General features: G+C 60.5%; 10 protein-coding genes, 2 tRNA genes and 2 pseudogenes. 9 read left to right on the top strand and 5 right to left on the bottom strand.

What is annotated here, in order from left to right:
* Positions 1-43: 43 nt before the first annotated feature.
* Together AUK77_RS18110 and AUK77_RS18105 are read right to left on the bottom strand one after the other, a co-directional pair.
* Positions 44-1,627, bottom strand: a complete 1,584-nt coding sequence (locus tag AUK77_RS18110) for a glycerol-3-phosphate dehydrogenase/oxidase (protein WP_296132597.1) — start codon at positions 1,625-1,627, stop codon at positions 44-46.
* A 2-nt stretch (positions 1,628-1,629) separates the two neighbouring features.
* Complete coding sequence (locus AUK77_RS18105; RefSeq protein WP_296132595.1) at positions 1,630-3,225, bottom strand: FAD-binding oxidoreductase; 1,596 nt, start codon at positions 3,223-3,225, stop codon at positions 1,630-1,632.
* A 139-nt stretch (positions 3,226-3,364) separates the two neighbouring features.
* On the opposite strand from AUK77_RS18105, the gene AUK77_RS18100 reads away from it, so the two are divergent.
* The 6 genes and pseudogenes from AUK77_RS18100 to AUK77_RS18075 form a co-directional block, all read left to right on the top strand.
* On the top strand, positions 3,365-4,387 hold the full coding sequence (locus tag AUK77_RS18100) for an AraC family transcriptional regulator (RefSeq protein ID WP_296132594.1): 1,023 nt from the start codon (positions 3,365-3,367) through the stop codon (positions 4,385-4,387).
* A gap of 591 nt (positions 4,388-4,978) precedes the next feature.
* The gene (locus AUK77_RS18095; RefSeq protein ID WP_296132591.1) at positions 4,979-5,863 is read left to right on the top strand and encodes an alpha/beta hydrolase; all 885 of its coding nucleotides are present in this window, start codon (positions 4,979-4,981) and stop codon (positions 5,861-5,863) included.
* Between the two features lie 95 nt (positions 5,864-5,958).
* Positions 5,959-6,032, top strand: a tRNA-Gly gene (locus tag AUK77_RS18090).
* 274 nt (positions 6,033-6,306) lie between these two features.
* The gene (locus AUK77_RS18085) at positions 6,307-7,314 is read left to right on the top strand and encodes a GlxA family transcriptional regulator (RefSeq protein WP_296132589.1); all 1,008 of its coding nucleotides are present in this window, start codon (positions 6,307-6,309) and stop codon (positions 7,312-7,314) included.
* A complete protein-coding gene (locus tag AUK77_RS18080; protein WP_296132587.1) occupies positions 7,307-7,555 on the top strand; it encodes a DUF1272 domain-containing protein in 249 nt (82 codons plus the stop codon). Before AUK77_RS18085 ends, AUK77_RS18080 begins: the two co-directional genes overlap by 8 nt.
* A gap of 35 nt (positions 7,556-7,590) precedes the next feature.
* A pseudogene (locus AUK77_RS18075) lies at positions 7,591-7,857 on the top strand (MFS transporter); the annotation flags it as partial.
* 185 nt (positions 7,858-8,042) lie between these two features.
* Here the strand turns inward: AUK77_RS18075 and gdhA are convergent.
* Both gdhA and AUK77_RS18065 read right to left on the bottom strand, forming a co-directional pair.
* The gene (gdhA, locus tag AUK77_RS18070) at positions 8,043-9,380 is read right to left on the bottom strand and encodes an NADP-specific glutamate dehydrogenase (protein ID WP_296132583.1); all 1,338 of its coding nucleotides are present in this window, start codon (positions 9,378-9,380) and stop codon (positions 8,043-8,045) included.
* Positions 9,381-9,712: 332 nt separating this feature from the next.
* Positions 9,713-9,787: transfer RNA gene (locus AUK77_RS18065), tRNA-Arg, on the bottom strand.
* Between the two features lie 117 nt (positions 9,788-9,904).
* Between AUK77_RS18065 and AUK77_RS18060 the strand changes: the two genes are divergently transcribed.
* The gene (locus AUK77_RS18060; protein ID WP_296132580.1) at positions 9,905-10,384 is read left to right on the top strand and encodes a GNAT family N-acetyltransferase; all 480 of its coding nucleotides are present in this window, start codon (positions 9,905-9,907) and stop codon (positions 10,382-10,384) included.
* Between the two features lie 40 nt (positions 10,385-10,424).
* On the opposite strand, the gene AUK77_RS18055 is transcribed toward AUK77_RS18060, so the two are convergent.
* The gene (locus tag AUK77_RS18055) at positions 10,425-13,892 is read right to left on the bottom strand and encodes an indolepyruvate ferredoxin oxidoreductase family protein (protein WP_296132577.1); all 3,468 of its coding nucleotides are present in this window, start codon (positions 13,890-13,892) and stop codon (positions 10,425-10,427) included.
* A gap of 201 nt (positions 13,893-14,093) precedes the next feature.
* On the opposite strand from AUK77_RS18055, the gene AUK77_RS18050 reads away from it, so the two are divergent.
* Positions 14,094-14,561, top strand: a complete 468-nt coding sequence (locus AUK77_RS18050; protein WP_296132575.1) for an Lrp/AsnC family transcriptional regulator — start codon at positions 14,094-14,096, stop codon at positions 14,559-14,561.
* A 65-nt stretch (positions 14,562-14,626) separates the two neighbouring features.
* Positions 14,627-14,716, top strand: a pseudogene (locus AUK77_RS18045) (AsnC family transcriptional regulator); the annotation flags it as partial.
* Between the last annotated feature and the right edge of the window lie 109 nt (positions 14,717-14,825).

The following is a 14,825-nucleotide window of genomic DNA, read 5'->3' as shown; positions in this document are numbered from 1 at the left end:
ACTCCGGGAAACCGCTCCCGGATTGCATCCGGGCTACTGTTATTCAGACCTCAGTTGGCAAGCTGTAGCAGTGTTGCCACAGCGCCAAATAATCCTGTTGTTCCTGTTGCCAGCGTGTATCGCTCCAGCCCAGCCGCGCCTGACACAACGCCCGGATACGCGGCAATTCAGCCGCCGCTCCGCGCTCCAACAACAGGCCGAGGCGAGTACGGCGCAGCAACAGGTCATCCAGATGCAGCACCAACTCCTGTTCGGCGGCCCAGGCCAGCTCGGCCCAGAGCGTATCGGTGCCGACCACCTGTTCGGCACCCAGTTCGTCAACCAGCGCTAGCAACTGCGGCAACGCGCGGCCATAGCGACCGATCAGACGCCGCTGTTGAGCCGGACTGAGCGCGGGCATCGGTTGAGGGGCGAGCGCTGCAAATGTCTGCGCGCCATGATCATGCACGGCACGGTCAACAAATGGCGCGCAGGCCTGCAAGACTTCCAACGCCAACAAACGGAAAGTGGTCAGCTTGCCGCCCGCCAAGGTCACGCAACCGGGCTCCACCCAGAGCGCATGCTCGCGTTTTTCATCCGAGGGTTTGCGTCCCGGCGCGCCATCGCTGACCACCGGGCGAACCCCGGCCCAGGTCGACAGCACATCGGCCGCACCGATTCCGGCAGCAGGGAACTGCTGGGCGCAGGCGGCCAGCAGGTAGCCCACTTCATCCGGGCTAATGCGTGCTTCTTCAGCCAGCGGAGCCGGGTGATCCAGATCAGTGGTGCCGATCACCGTCGCGCCTTCCCACGGGAAGACAAACACCGGGCGTTTATCGGCGGCGTGCATAAAGCTGAACGCATGAGCCATTGGCAAGCGCCAGGCCGGGATCAGCAGATGGCTGCCGCGCAGCGGGCGGATGTGTTCCAGCCCGGTTTTCTGCCGCAGCTGATCGGCCCAAGCTCCAGTAGCCTGCGCCACGGCGCGGGTCTTGAAACCGTAGCGCAGGCCAGTCTGACTGTCTTCGGCGAGCAGGCCGGTGACGCGCCCGTCCTCGCGCAGCAGTTCGACCACGCGCATGCCGTTGAGTGCTTCAGCGCCATCGGCACGGGCCTCGCCCAGCACGCGCTGCACCAGCCGTGCATCGTCGGTCACCGCATCGAAGAAGCGCGTGCCACCCAGCAGGCCGTCTTCCTTGATGCCGGGTGCCAGGTAGCGCAGTTGCTGCAACGGGTAGTACAGATGATTACGCTTGCCGGCCAAGGCGTCATACACCGCCAGCAGACCGCCGAATACCTTGGGGCCGGGAAAGCCGCCCTGGTAGTGGGCCATGATAAAACTCAAGGGATCGACCAAGCCCGGCGCTTCCTGCAACAGACGCTGGCGCTCGCGCACCGAATCGCGGGTCAGGCCGAACTGTCCCTTGGCGATGTAACGCAACCCGCCATGCACCATTTTCGAAGAGCGGCTGGACGTGCCCCACGCGAAGTCGCGCTGCTCCAGCAGCAGGCACGTCCAACCGCGCCGCGCGGCTTCACGCAGAATCCCGGCACCGCTGATGCCGCCGCCGACGACGATCAGATCCCAATCGCGGGAGGCCAGTTCAGGCAGTGCTCGCTCGCGCCAGGCGGCGTTCCAGTTGTTCATCATCAATCCTGAATCAACACGCCAGGAGCCAGGCGCTGCTCGGGGTCGAAGTGCCCGGCCAATGCCTTGAGCGTGGCCATGCCCAACTCGCCTTTCTCAATGGGCAGATAGGGCGCATGGTCGCGGCCGACACCGTGTTGATGGCTGATGGTGCCGCGGTTTTCGGCGATGGTCAGGCTGGCGGCATGTTTGAGTTTCTGCCAACGCGCCATGGCCTCGGCATAGTTGCTGCCAGGGCGGAACACGTAGGTGGTGTAGATGCTCGAGCCTTCGTTGTAGACGTGAGACAGGTGGGTAAACACATGCACCTGTTCGCCCTCTTCGCTCAAGCCGTTGCGCAAGCTGGCCTCAACCTTGTTCAGCAGGTTGTCGACATTGCTCCAGTCGGTGGCGGTTTCCAGGGTGTCCACTGCATAACCGGCGGCCCACAGGCCATGGCGCAGGTAGGGGAAACGGAAGCGGTTTTCTGCCCATTTTTTGCCCAGCAGAGTGCCTGTGAAGATGCCGCCAAACCCCTTAAGTAGCTTTTTCGCCTGCTTCAGCGAAGCGGCATTTTGTGTGCGGCTGCCGGTGACGCCGAAGGTCAGCATGCACTTGCCCTCACGCGCGCCGCGCAGCGCTAGGTATTTTTCCAGCCAGGCGATCTGCTGCGGATGGCCGGCCAATGCAAGCTGGGTTTTGGTTTCAATGGCGTTGGACAGGCGCAGCATCGACAGCGGCACGCGAGCCTGAGCAAGGCTGCGAATGGCGCTCAGCGCCTGCTGCCAGTTGGGCAAAAACACCGCGTAGAAATTCTCCTGCTCGGCCAGGCGGGTAATGCGCACCTTGACCTCAGAAATAATGCCGAAGCGCCCTTCCGAACCCATGAGGATTTCGCGTAGATCAGGCCCCGCGGCAGACGCCGGAAAGGTCGGAATTTCCAGAGTGCCGGCAAAGGTCTCGACCTTACCGCCGGCAAACAATTGCTCGATGCGCCCGTAGCGCAGCGACTGCTGGCCACTGGAACGGCTGGCCACCCAACCGCCCAAAGTCGACAGTTCCCACGACTGCGGGAAATGGCCGAGGGTATAGCCCTGCGCGCGCAACTGGCTTTCCACCTGCGGGCCAGCGGCACCGGGGCCGAAGGTAGCGATCAGGCTGTCGTGATCGATCTCGATCAGCTTGCCCATGCGCTCAAGCGATAACGTCAGCACCGGCTTGCTGCTGGCCTGCGGGTTGATATGCCCGGCCACCGAGGTGCCACCGCCATAAGGGATAACGATCAGATCCTGCTGACTGGCCCAGGCCAGCAATTCGCGGATCTGCGCGGCGCTTTCCGGGTAGGCCACGCCATCGGGGAACACACCGAAATCGCCGGAGCGCATCGCCAGCCAGTCCGGCAGGCTTTGGCCACGGGCGTGACGCACGCGGTCTTCGGCATTTAGGCAGATCAGTGGATGAGCCTGCAGACGCGAGGCGGGCACCGTCGCCAGCACTTGCTCCAGGCTGGCATCAGCCAGCGTCTGACCTGCGCCAATCAGCTCAGCCAGAAAAGCCTCACCATGGGCAGGCAGCTCCACCACCGTTGCGTCATCACCCCAGCCGTTCCAACGTCGCATCTGTGTCTCCCGGATATTTCAGTCACCTGCAATGGCTGCCTATACTAGCGGGCCACACGTGGGCGTCACTGTCGTATCGAGCCAGCCGATATCGCCAATCAAGCCATTCAGAATATGCACTCAGAATAAGAACAGGCCCATGGAAAACCTCGGCTACACCTCTGTGCCCTCCCTGCTCAAATACCTGCGCCATGCCGAACAACTGGGTCTGGATACCGATCAGGCCTTGGCGGCAGCCGGCATTAACGCCGCTGAACTGACCGACAACAGCAAACGCATCCCCAGTGAAACCCACGAGCGCCTGCTCGGCCATCTGCTGCAGGCATCCGATGACCCGCTGTTTGGCCTGCACTGTGCACGCTTTGTACAGCCGGGCTCCTGGAGCGTGCTGGGCTATATCACCATGAACTGCGCCACCCTCGGCGAAGCCATGAGCCGCATCATGCCCTATGAAAAACTGGTGGGAGATATGGGTGTCAGCCGGGTCGAGGCGGCCAGTGATCACGTCAAAATGATCTGGACCTGCCGCCATCAGGCCGAGCCGATTCGCCGGCACATGGTGGAAAACGTCTTGGCCTCCTGGCTGCTCTATGCGCGCTGGATCGCCGACATGGACCGTTCCCCCACAGAAGCCTGGTTCGAACATGCCCTGCCGCAGGGTGTGGATGTGGCTGAGTACGAAGCGATTTTCGGCTGCCCAATTCGCTTTGAGCAAAGCTGCAATGCGCTGATCGTGCCGCTGGAATACCTCAGCGTGCCGCTGCGCCAGGCCGACGCCAACCTGCTGCGCACCCTGGAAGAACACGCCCTGACCCTGATGGCCGGGCTGGACGACAACGAGCCGCTGCCGCAACGGGTGAAAAACGCCCTGCGCCTGCTGCTCAAAGATGGCCTGCCGCGCAAAGAACGCGTCGCAGAGAAATTCAACGTGACGGTGCGCACCCTGCAGCGTCACCTGCAACTGGCTGGCACCAGCTATCAGCAGATTCTCGATGAGTTGCGCCAAGAACTGGCCGAGCACTACCTGCTGCGCAGCGACCTGGCGATACAGGATATCGCCAGCTACCTAGGCTTTACCGAATCGCGCTCCTTTCACCGCAGCTTCAAAACCTGGACCGGGCAAACGCCGGGCGAATTTCGCGAAAACAGACGCAACAGTTAGCCCTTCAGGGGGATGAGTAAAGCGCCATCCTCCTACCTCGTATCTGGATGCATGGCTTGCTCAACGCGCACTTAAGGTCTCGCCGTTTTTTGCAGCGCTTACTCATGCTCAGCAACCTTGGGCCAGCGCAAGTGCCTGTGCGATGCGGGGCAGCGCGTCAACAAAACGCGCGAGATCTTATCGAGCAATTGCCCCGCGCAAAATGACAACAACGCCCCTCTGAATCGACGCACAGGTTTTGTGCAGAAAGATAAATTAAGGCTTGTCAGCACCCGCCTTCGCTGCTTAAATCGAACCATAAGGTCTTAATGTGACTTAACAGTCACTAAAGCCATCTAAGCGCTTCATCGGTTGTTTGCGCACTGCGCGAAATGGGTTCCTGCCTGGTCAAAGACGTCGCTCCACACCTGCTCAAGGGTCGTGGACGAACGCTCTCTTTCAGCCCTAACTGATTGAAAATAAATAACTTATAAAATCCTCCAGCCTGACATCGTGCTGTCACGTCCAGGCGCTTTCCTGACTGTCCTACTTAGCCCGGTTTAACGGCGTCGCCGTTTAGCCATGCCCATTTTTGCGCCAGGAGGAAACGACATGAAGCCAGCTATCGCGGTCGTCGATATACACAGGACGTTTAAGGTTCACACGGAGTTCTACGCCAACCCCAGCGCGCGCAAGACCATCATCCTGATCAACGGCTCGCTGGCCACCACCGCTGCCTTTGCGCAAACCATCAAATACCTGCAACCGCAGTTCAATGTGGTGCTCTACGATCAGCCCTATGCCGGCCAGTCAAAAGCCCACAACAGCCACAACAAGCCGATCAGCAAAGAAGATGAAGCGAGCATTCTGCTCGAGCTGATTGAGCACTTTCAGGCCAACTATCTGCTGTCGTTCTCCTGGGGTGGCGTTGCCGCCATGCTCGCCCTGGCGCAGCGCCCAGCACGTATTGAAAAGGCCGTAATCACCTCCTTCTCGCCCTTGCTCAACGAGCCTATGCTCGACTACCTAAGCAAAGGCATGACCCACCTGAAAGCCATCGACGGTGAAAACGTCGGCCAACTGGTCAACAGCACCATCGGCAAATACCTGCCCTCACTGTTCAAACGCTACAACCATCGGCATATCAGCAGCCTGGATAACCACGAGTACCTGCAGATGTACGCCCACATCAACCAAGTGGTGCACATGGACAACCACTGCCAGATGGAATGCCTGTCGGCCATCGACATCCCGCTGCTGTTTATCAACGGCGAGCATGACGAGTACACCTCACCGACCGACGTGCGCCTGTTCGCCAAGTACCTCAACGACTGCCAGTTCGCCACAATCAACAACGCCGGGCACTTTCTCGACATGGAGCACAAAAAGGCATGGTTACAGAGCCAAACGGCCTTGCTCAACTTCCTGCAAGCCACGCCACGCGCCCACTCCAGCTACCGCCCAAGCGAAGACCTGCGCCACGCCATCGCCGTATGAAACACCACCACGGCACAAGCCTGCAGCGCGCAAACCCAGATAGCCGCGCTGCAGGCTTCATTTCAGCCAAGACTTCCGGTATAAAGGCACCCGCTGCGGGCGTCGTATAGTGGTAATACCCTAGCTTCCCAAGCTAGAGCTGTGGGTTCGATTCCCATCGCCCGCTCCAAATTGCAGAATCTAAAGCCCTGAAACCAAACGGTTTCGGGGCTTTTTGCTTTCTGGCTTATGGCTAGGTCGGAAGTGGGTCGGCTATTGGGTTGGGTCGGAGTGCCAGACAATGAAACTCAGCCACTGCAGGTACTGCCACGGGTCTTCGCCTGTACGAGGTCCATCACTAGGGCGGTTCATTCGCAGAAAGTGGCGAGACTTGTGGGATTAATGTCGTTGTCGCCAGAACTGCGCAGGGCCACACTTTGTCCATCGTGCTCGCAGAGATCGCCATGGACACCCGCAAATGCATTGCCGCCCTAATCTACCCGGACTTTATGAGCCTGGATGTCGTTGGCCCGCTGCAAGTTTTCGCCTCGGCCAACGTCGAGCGTAACCGGCAGGGCCTGGGTGACGCTTATCGCCTGCTCCTGCTAAGCGAGCACACCGGCCCGGTAAACAGCTCCGCCGGCATGCGTTTACTGGCCGACGCCAGTTGGGCAGACTGCGACCCCAGCACGCTGGATACCCTGCTGATTCCCGGCGGTGCTGGCGAAACCCTGCAATGCGAGAACCAGGCATTGTTGGCCTGGTTATGCCGTGCCGAACCACAGATTCGCCGCCTTGGCTCGGTCTGCTCGGGGGCACTGATCCTGGCCCGCACTGGCTTGCTCGACGGTCAGCGCGTTACCACCCACTGGGCCGATATGGACAGTTTGCGCGAGCATGCGCATTTACAGGTGGACGCTGACTGTCTGCACACCTATGACCCCGGAGATAGTCGCACGGCTCACCTGTTCACTTCTGCCGGGGTAACGGCGGGTATCGATCTGGCCCTTGCCTTGGTGGAGGCCGACCTCGGGCGCAGCATGGCGCTGGCCGTGGCCCGTCGTTTGGTGATGTTTTTGCGCCGCCCCGGTGGTCAGGCGCAATTCAGTGCCCTGCTCGCCCCTGAACCCAGCCGTACCCCACGTCTAGCCGAGCTGCTGGCCTGGATCCCCTGCAACCTGGGCGGGGATTTATCCCTAGAGGCGTTGGCTGAGCAGGCCCGATTGACACCGCGGACGCTGTCCCGGGTGTTCGCTAAAGAGTTGGGCACCGGCCCGGCACGCTATGTCGAGCGCATTCGCCTGGAGGCGGCCCGCGCCCTGCTGCAAGACGCACAGGCATCGATCAGCACAGTGGCAAGACTCACCGGCTTTGGCCACCCGGAAAACCTGCGCCGGGTTTTCCACAAGCACCTTTCCGTCAGCCCCTTGGAATATGCCGAACGCTTCGGCCGGGAGACTCACCATGCTTGAGCTACGCCCCAATTGCGAATGCTGTGACCGTGATCTGCCCCCGCACGCGCTGGATGCGCGGATCTGCTCGTTCGAGTGCACCTTCTGCAGTGGCTGCGCCGACACTCACCTGCAGGGCCACTGCCCGAATTGTGGTGGTGAACTGGTGCGCCGCCCCATCCGTCCAGTAGCCAAGCTGGACAGCGCCCCAGCTTCACGTGAGCGGGTACACAACCCTGCCGGCTGCCGCACCGCGCCCTAACGTCAACGCCTGTATTTCGCGAGAGTCGCCTTATGTTGCTGTTACGCAATCCATCGATTCGCCTGTTATTCGCCGGGCAGGCGCTGTATTGGTCGTGCTCGATAATCGGTATAACCCTGACCGCCCTGGTCGGGTTACAACTGGCACCATTGAATGGCCTGGCCACCTTGCCACTGTGTATATGGATGCTCGGCAACCTGTTCAGCGTGCAACCGTTATCGCGGTTTATGCAACGCCATGGCCGTCGCCCCGGCTTGATGCTCGGGGCTGGTGCAGGTTTAGTCGGTGGCCTGCTTAGCTCGTAGGATGGGTTGAACATAGCGAAACCCATCACACCCTCCAAACCGCAGAATCCAAAGCCTCGAAACCAACCTGTTTCGGGACTTTTTACTTGCTTACCCAAAGTAAGTTGGCAGCCACACAACCTATAAATCACACCTAAAAAATGCCCGCACAAGGCGGGCATTTTTCCGGGAGGCGAGCAGGTTTACACCACGCCTTGGGCCAGCATGGCGTCGGCGACTTTGACGAAGCCAGCGATGTTGGCACCTTTGACGTAGTTGATGCGGCCGTTCTCTTCGCCGTAGCGCACGCAGGCGCTGTGGATGCTTTGCATGATGCTGTGCAGGCGCTCGTCCACTTCGCCGGCGGTCCAGTTCAGGCGCATGGCGTTCTGGCTCATCTCCAGGCCACTGGTGGCTACGCCGCCAGCATTCGATGCCTTGCCGGGTGCAAAGCAGATGCCTGCCTCGATAAACAGATCCACGGCCTCCAGGGTCGAAGGCATATTCGCCCCTTCAGCCACGCAGTAGCAGCCGTTGCTCAGCAGCGCTTTGGCATCCTCGGCATCCAGTTCGTTCTGCGTGGCGCATGGCAGGGCGATGTCGCACGGCAGGTGCCAAGGGCGCTGATCAACAAGGAAGTTCAGTTTGAAATGCGCAGCCATTTCGCTGAGGCGTCCACGGCGCACGTTTTTCAGCTCCATCAGGTGCTGCCATTGCTCTTCGGTCAGGCCATCTGGGGTGTGCAGAGTGCCTTCGGAGTCGGACATGGAGATCACCATACCGCCCAACTCCATGACCTTCTGCGCGGCGTACTGAGCCACGTTGCCCGAGCCGGAGATGGCCACACGTTGGCCTTCAACGCCGCGATGGATTCGCTTGAGCATTTCCTGGGCGAAGTACACACAGCCGAAGCCGGTGGCTTCTGGTCGAATCAGGCTGCCGCCGTAGGTGATGCCCTTGCCGGTCAGCACAGAAGTGAACTGATTGGCCAGGCGCTTGTACTGGCCGAACATAAAGCCGATCTCGCGGCCACCAACGCCGATATCACCGGCGGGCACATCCAGATCCGCACCAATGTGGCGATACAGTTCGCTCATAAAGGCCTGGCAGAAGCGCATGACTTCGTTGTCGCTTTTGCCCTTCGGGTCGAAGTCCGAGCCGCCCTTACCGCCGCCCATGGGCAGCGAGGTCAGTGAGTTTTTGAACACCTGCTCAAAAGCCAGAAACTTGAGCACGCCAAGGTTGACCGAGGGATGGAAACGCAGGCCACCCTTATAGGGGCCAATGGCGCTGCTCATCTGCACCCGATAACCACGGTTGACCTGCACGCGCCCGGCATCGTCGACCCATGACACGCGAAACAGCACCACCCGCTCTGGCTCGACCATCCGCTCAACAATACCCGCCTGCAGGTAACGCGGGTTGGCTTCAAGAAATGGCCACAGCGAACGCAGCACCTCCTCCACGGCCTGATGAAACTCCGGCTGGTGAGGGTCACGCTGCTTCAAACGGGAGAGGAAAAGCTCGACGGATTCGCTCATAGGGGTATCCCAACAATGCCCAGACACAGGGCTGATCGACTGAAAAGTGCGCCGCACTCTATCAGCCAAGCAAGCACCACAACAGAGCAAAATGTCGCCTTTATGAATCTTTTTGGTGCATTAACATAAATAAGAGAGGTTAGAGCCCTCTAAAACAACAGCGTTATCGCACCACACAAAGGCACAAACCGCACATATTTAGCGCAAAGCCATTATTTGCAAGCACAGCAAAACGCGCCCGACAGGCTCAGGGTGGGCAACGGTGTTGATTGTTGCGATGCAGGTGCGAGGCCGCCAAGCGTTTGATAACAGCATGGACCGCGTGCAGTAGATGGCGTTCCCAACTGGATTCGAACCAGTATCTAGCCCTTAGGAGGGGCTTGTTCTATCCATTGAACTATGGGAACGCAACGGGATAGGCAAGATGACTTGCGGGCGGCATCTTAGCGAGGCCGAGGCGTTTTGTCATGCCGCTGCCATTAAGCGGGCGCGATACTGTGCACTCATCGCTCAAGGAGAATGCCATGCGCCCCGCTGCTTCACTCAACCTGCCGGATTCGCCCTTTGCCGATTTCCACCTGCGCGCCGCTTGCGTGACCGATGCGCCAGCCTTGGCGGCTTTGCTGCAACAACTGGCTCCCGATGAGCCGCGCTGCGACGCCAAGTTATTGGCCTTGCGTTTGAGTGAACTGCCGGTGAGCCGCGTGGTGTTGGTGGCTGAGCGCGAAGGCAAACTGCTCGGCACCTGCGCCCTGCACCTGATTGAGCACTTGGCGCATAACTTTGCCCGCTCGGCGATTGTGGAAGATGTGGTGGTGGATGAGGACGCGCGCGGCTTAGGCGTTGGCCAGGCGTTGATGGGCAAAGCCATCGAACGCGCCCGCGCCTGGGACTGCTACAAGCTGGCGCTGTCCAGCAGTCAGAGCCGTGAAGCCGCCCATGGGTTTTACGCCAACCTGGGCTTCAAACACCACGGCATCAGCCTGGCGCTGCAGCTGGAGTAAGCCGACGCCCCACCGCCGGCCACTCCTTGCGTGATCGCCCTCAGGCTGCGGGCTCAAACAAGCGCACGGCCTGAATCTCACTGACGAGCATCCGCGCCCTGAGTTGCTGACTGCTTTCACGGGCTTTCGCTACAGCGGCTTCTTTGACGTGACCGTAACCGCGAATCTGCTCCGGCAGTTCGGCCAGCGCCAGCGCGGTGCGGTAGTTGTCGGCGTTGAGTTCCTTGAGCAGGTATTCCAGATCGTGCTCGTAGTCATCGATCAGGTCCAGCTCCAACTTGCGTTCGGCGCTGTAGCCAAACACATCCAACGGCGTGCCACGCAGGAACTTGAACTTGGCCAGCAGGCCGAAAGCCTTGAGCATCCAAGGGCCAAACTGACGCTTGCGGATCACCCCCGTGCGCGCATCCGGCTTGCTCAGCCAAGTGGGGGCCAGGTGAAATTGCAGGCGGTAGTCGCCCTCAAACTGCGCCTCTAGCTGGCGGATAAAACTGCCGTCGCTGTACAGCCGCGCCACTTCGTACTCGTCTTTATAGGCCAGCAGTTTGAAGTAGTAACGCGCCACGGCCTTGCTCAGTGCTTGGTCAGCGCTCTTGTCGACCTGCTGCACCCGCGCCACCTGCTCGCGGTAGCGCTCAGCGTAGGCGGTGTTCTGGTAGGCAGTCAGGCGCACAACGCGGTCTGCGATGATTTCTTCCAGCGTCTGGCAATGCGGCGCTTCGATCACTTCTGGCTTGGCCAGACGCTCCACCGCCGCCGCATCGTGCGCGGCACGCCGCCCCCAGAGAAACGCCTGTTGATTGAGCGTCACGCCCACGCCATTCAGCTCGATAGCCTTGTTGATGGCTTCGGCGGAAACCGGCACCAAACCCTTCTGATACGCGAAACCGAGCATAAACAGGTTGGTGGCGATGGTGTCGCCAAGTAGGCGCGTGGCCAGGCGGCTGGCATCAACAAAGTGGGTTTTGCTCGCGCCCACCGCTTCGATCAACGCTTCACGCATCGCCGCACCGGGCACTTGCGCATCTGGGTTGCGGGTGAACTCGGCCGTGGCCGATTCATGGCTGTTGACCACCGCATGGGCGATTTTGTCATTGAGTTTGGCCAGGGCTTCTTCACTGGCCGCCACCACCAGATCGCAGCCCAGCAGCAGGTCCGCTTCACCGGCAGCAATGCGCACGGCAAAGATATCGTCCTGCGTGGCGGCAATACGGATGTGGGTGATCACCGGGCCGAACTTCTGCGCCAGCCCGGCTTGGTCGAGCACCGTGCAGCCTTTGCCTTCACTGTGCGCGGCGATGCCGAGCAACGCGCCAACCGTGGTCACACCGCTGCCACCGACACCGGGCAGGAGGATATTCCATGGGCGTTGCAAGGTCGGCAGGCGCGGTTCGGGCAACGCGATAAACAGCGCGCCCAGCCCCACCGCTTCAGGTTTGCGCAGGCTGCCGCCGTGCACGGTGACAAAGCTGGGGCAGAAGCCTTCGACGCAGCTGAAGTCCTTGTTGCAGGCGTTTTGGTCGATCTCGCGTTTGCGCCCGAGTTCGGTTTCCAGCGGCAGCACGGAGAGGCAGTTGGACTTCACGCTGCAATCGCCGCAGCCCTCGCACACCGCCGGGTTGATAAAGGCGCGTTTCTGCGGATCAACCAGCTTGCCGCGTTTGCGCCGGCGGCGTTTCTCGGTGGCGCAGGTCTGGTCATAGATAATCACCGAGCAACCCTGAAACTCACGCAGCTCACGCTGCACCGCATCCAGATCGCGCCGATGGTGGAAGGTGACGATGGGCGCGAAGGTGGCGCGGGTCTGGTACTTTTCTGGCTCGTCGGTGACCAGCGCGATGCGTTTCACCCCTTCGGCGTACACCTGCTGGCTCAGTTGGTCGACGCGCAACTCGCCGTCAATCGGCTGGCCGCCGGTCATGGCCACGGCATCGTTGTAGAGAATCTTGTAGGTGATGTTCACCCCGGCGGCGACCGACGCGCGCAGGGCCAGTTGGCCGGAATGGAAGTAGGTGCCGTCACCCAGGTTCTGGAAGATATGCGGGGTGTCAGTAAAGGGCGCTTGGCCGATCCAGGTCGCGCCCTCGCCGCCCATCTGGGTAAAGGTGTCGGTGTTGCGGTCCATCCACTGGGTCATGTAATGGCAACCGATACCGCCTTGCGCGCGGCTGCCTTCCGGCAGTTTGGTCGAGGTGTTGTGCGGGCAGCCAGAGCAGAAATGCGGCGTGCGCGTGGTGTGGTGTTTGGGCGCAGCCAGTGAGGCTTCCTTGGCCGCGAGAAAGGCTAGGCGCTCCTCAATCTGCGCGCTGCTATAGATCGGCGCGAGGCGTTTAGCGATGGCGCGGGCGATCATCGCTGGGGTCAGTTCAGAGAGGTTCGGCAGCAGCGAATGGCCGGCTTCGTCGAACTCACCCACCACCACCGGGCGCTTACCCACGGGCCAGTTGTAGAGCTGCCCGGTGAGCTGGTCTTCGATAATGCTGCGTTTTTCCTCGACCACCAGAATCTCGTCCAGGCCATCGGCAAATTCATGCACCGACACCGGTTCCAGTGGCCAGCTCATGCCGACTTTGAGCACGCGCAGGCCCACCTGGGCGCACAACGCGTCATCCAAACCAAGGTCGTCCAGCGCTTGGCGCACGTCGAGATAGGACTTGCCGGTGGTGATAATGCCTAAGCGCGGATTGGGCGAATCAAGTTTGATCTGGTTGAGGTTGTTGGCCAGCGCAAAGGCGCGGGCGGCGTAGATTTTGTAGGTATTGAGGCGCGCTTCCTGGGCCAAGGGCGGGTCCGGCCAGCGGATGTACACGCCGTCTTCCGGCAGCTTGAAATCCTCAGGAATCTTCACCTGCATGCGCAGCGGGTCGACCTCCACCACAGCGGAAGAATCGACGTTCTCGGCGATGGTTTTCAGCGCCACCCAGCACCCGCTGTAGCGCGACAGCTCCCAGCCGATGATGCCGTAATCGAGAATTTCCTGAACGTTGGCCGGGTTAAGCACCGGGATCGAGGCGGCGATAAACGCATGTTCGCTCTGATTGGCGATGCTGGAGGACTTGCAGCCATGGTCGTCGCCAGCCAGCAGCAACACGCCACCATGCTCGGACACGCCCGCCGAGTTGCCGTGTTTAAACACATCACCGCAGCGGTCCACACCCGGCCCCTTGCCGTACCACATGGCAAATACGCCGTCGTAACGTGCGCCGGGGAACAGGCTGGTCTGCTGGCTGCCCCACACCGAGGTCGCGGCCAACTCTTCGTTGACGCCCGGCTGGAAGTGGATGTGGTTGTCTTTGAGGTACTGCTTGGCGTCCCACAGGCTCTTGTCGAGGTTGCCCAACGGCGAGCCTCGGTAGCCGGAAATAAAGCACGCGGTATTCAGGCCATGGGCGGCGTCACGCTGCTTTTGCAGCATGGGCAGGCGGGTCAGTGCCTGGGTGCCGGTCAGGTAGAGGTGACCGGTCGCAAGGCGGTACTTGTCATCCAGGCGGATCTCGGCCAGAGACATGATGGGTGCTCCTATTTTTATTGTGTTGAGCTGGGTTGGCAACGGTGGGTGCCACCCTGTTCTGTTGCGTGCGGGATCGCCGCGCGCAACGACTGGCTAAAAATATGACCGAGCAGTGCTGAGAAATTTTTCCTATTTTCTGGCTCTTTTGCAGATACTGCGCATGATTAATCCAACAAAAACAAAAAACGCGGAACTTTCATGCAAGAAAAACTCAGCCCCATCGACCGCAAGATTCTCCGCCTGCTGCAGCACAACGCTGACTTGTCCGCCGCCGAGATCGCTGAAAAGGTGGAGTTGTCACAATCGCCGTGCTGGCGGCGCATCCACCGCATGCAGGAAGACGGGCTGATCGAGCGCAAAGTGGCCCTGCTCAGCCATAAGCAGCTGGGTTTTGCCATCACCGTGTTTGTCGATATCAAGCTCTCGGCACACGGGCGCAGCAACCTGGAAGAGTTTGAAAAAGCCGTGGTGGGTTATCCCGAAGTGCTGGAGTGCTACACCATGGCCGGCGGCTCGGATTACCTGCTCAAGGTGGTGGCCAAAGACATCGCCAGCTACGAGCGCTTTCTGCGCGACCACCTGCTGCAACGCCCGCATGTGCACGAAGCGCACTCGCACATCGCGATGAGCGAGGTGAAACGCACCACCGAGTTGCCGCTGGATTAGGCAATTTTGTAGCCCGGATGAAATCCGGGGAATTGTGCCGCCTATGCCCCGGATTGCATCCGGGCTACGAGCTGCAACGCCCACACGTGCACGAAGCGCACTCGCACATCGCCATGAGCGAGGTGAAGCGCACCACCGAGTTGCCGCTGGATTGAGCAGTGTTGCAGCCCGGATGAAATCCGGGGCATAGGCGGCACAATTCCCCGGATTGCATCCGGGCTACGGGCTTGAACATTGTGGGAGGGGCTTTAGCCGCGATAGTTT

Origin of the sequence: Pseudomonas sp. Ga0074129 (genome assembly GCA_001465025.1) — a bacterium.
GTDB lineage: Bacteria > Pseudomonadota > Gammaproteobacteria > Pseudomonadales > Pseudomonadaceae > Aquipseudomonas.
Note: the sequence above shows the minus strand (reverse complement) of the source record. Positions and strands in the feature narration are given on the sequence as shown.

What these genes read in the sequence shown, in the direction of transcription:
- AUK77_RS18110 (WP_296132597.1), bottom strand. Translation starts at nt 1,627, where the DNA reads ATGAACAACTGGAACGCCGCCTGGCGCGAGCGAGCACTGCCTGAACTG.
- AUK77_RS18105 (WP_296132595.1), bottom strand. Translation starts at nt 3,225, where the DNA reads ATGCGACGTTGGAACGGCTGGGGTGATGACGCAACGGTGGTGGAGCTG.
- AUK77_RS18100 (WP_296132594.1), top strand. Translation starts at nt 3,365, where the DNA reads ATGGAAAACCTCGGCTACACCTCTGTGCCCTCCCTGCTCAAATACCTG.
- AUK77_RS18095 (WP_296132591.1), top strand. Translation starts at nt 4,979, where the DNA reads ATGAAGCCAGCTATCGCGGTCGTCGATATACACAGGACGTTTAAGGTT.
- AUK77_RS18085 (WP_296132589.1), top strand. Translation starts at nt 6,307, where the DNA reads ATGGACACCCGCAAATGCATTGCCGCCCTAATCTACCCGGACTTTATG.
- AUK77_RS18080 (WP_296132587.1), top strand. Translation starts at nt 7,307, where the DNA reads ATGCTTGAGCTACGCCCCAATTGCGAATGCTGTGACCGTGATCTGCCC.
- gdhA (WP_296132583.1), bottom strand. Translation starts at nt 9,380, where the DNA reads ATGAGCGAATCCGTCGAGCTTTTCCTCTCCCGTTTGAAGCAGCGTGAC.
- AUK77_RS18060 (WP_296132580.1), top strand. Translation starts at nt 9,905, where the DNA reads ATGCGCCCCGCTGCTTCACTCAACCTGCCGGATTCGCCCTTTGCCGAT.
- AUK77_RS18055 (WP_296132577.1), bottom strand. Translation starts at nt 13,892, where the DNA reads ATGTCTCTGGCCGAGATCCGCCTGGATGACAAGTACCGCCTTGCGACC.
- AUK77_RS18050 (WP_296132575.1), top strand. Translation starts at nt 14,094, where the DNA reads ATGCAAGAAAAACTCAGCCCCATCGACCGCAAGATTCTCCGCCTGCTG.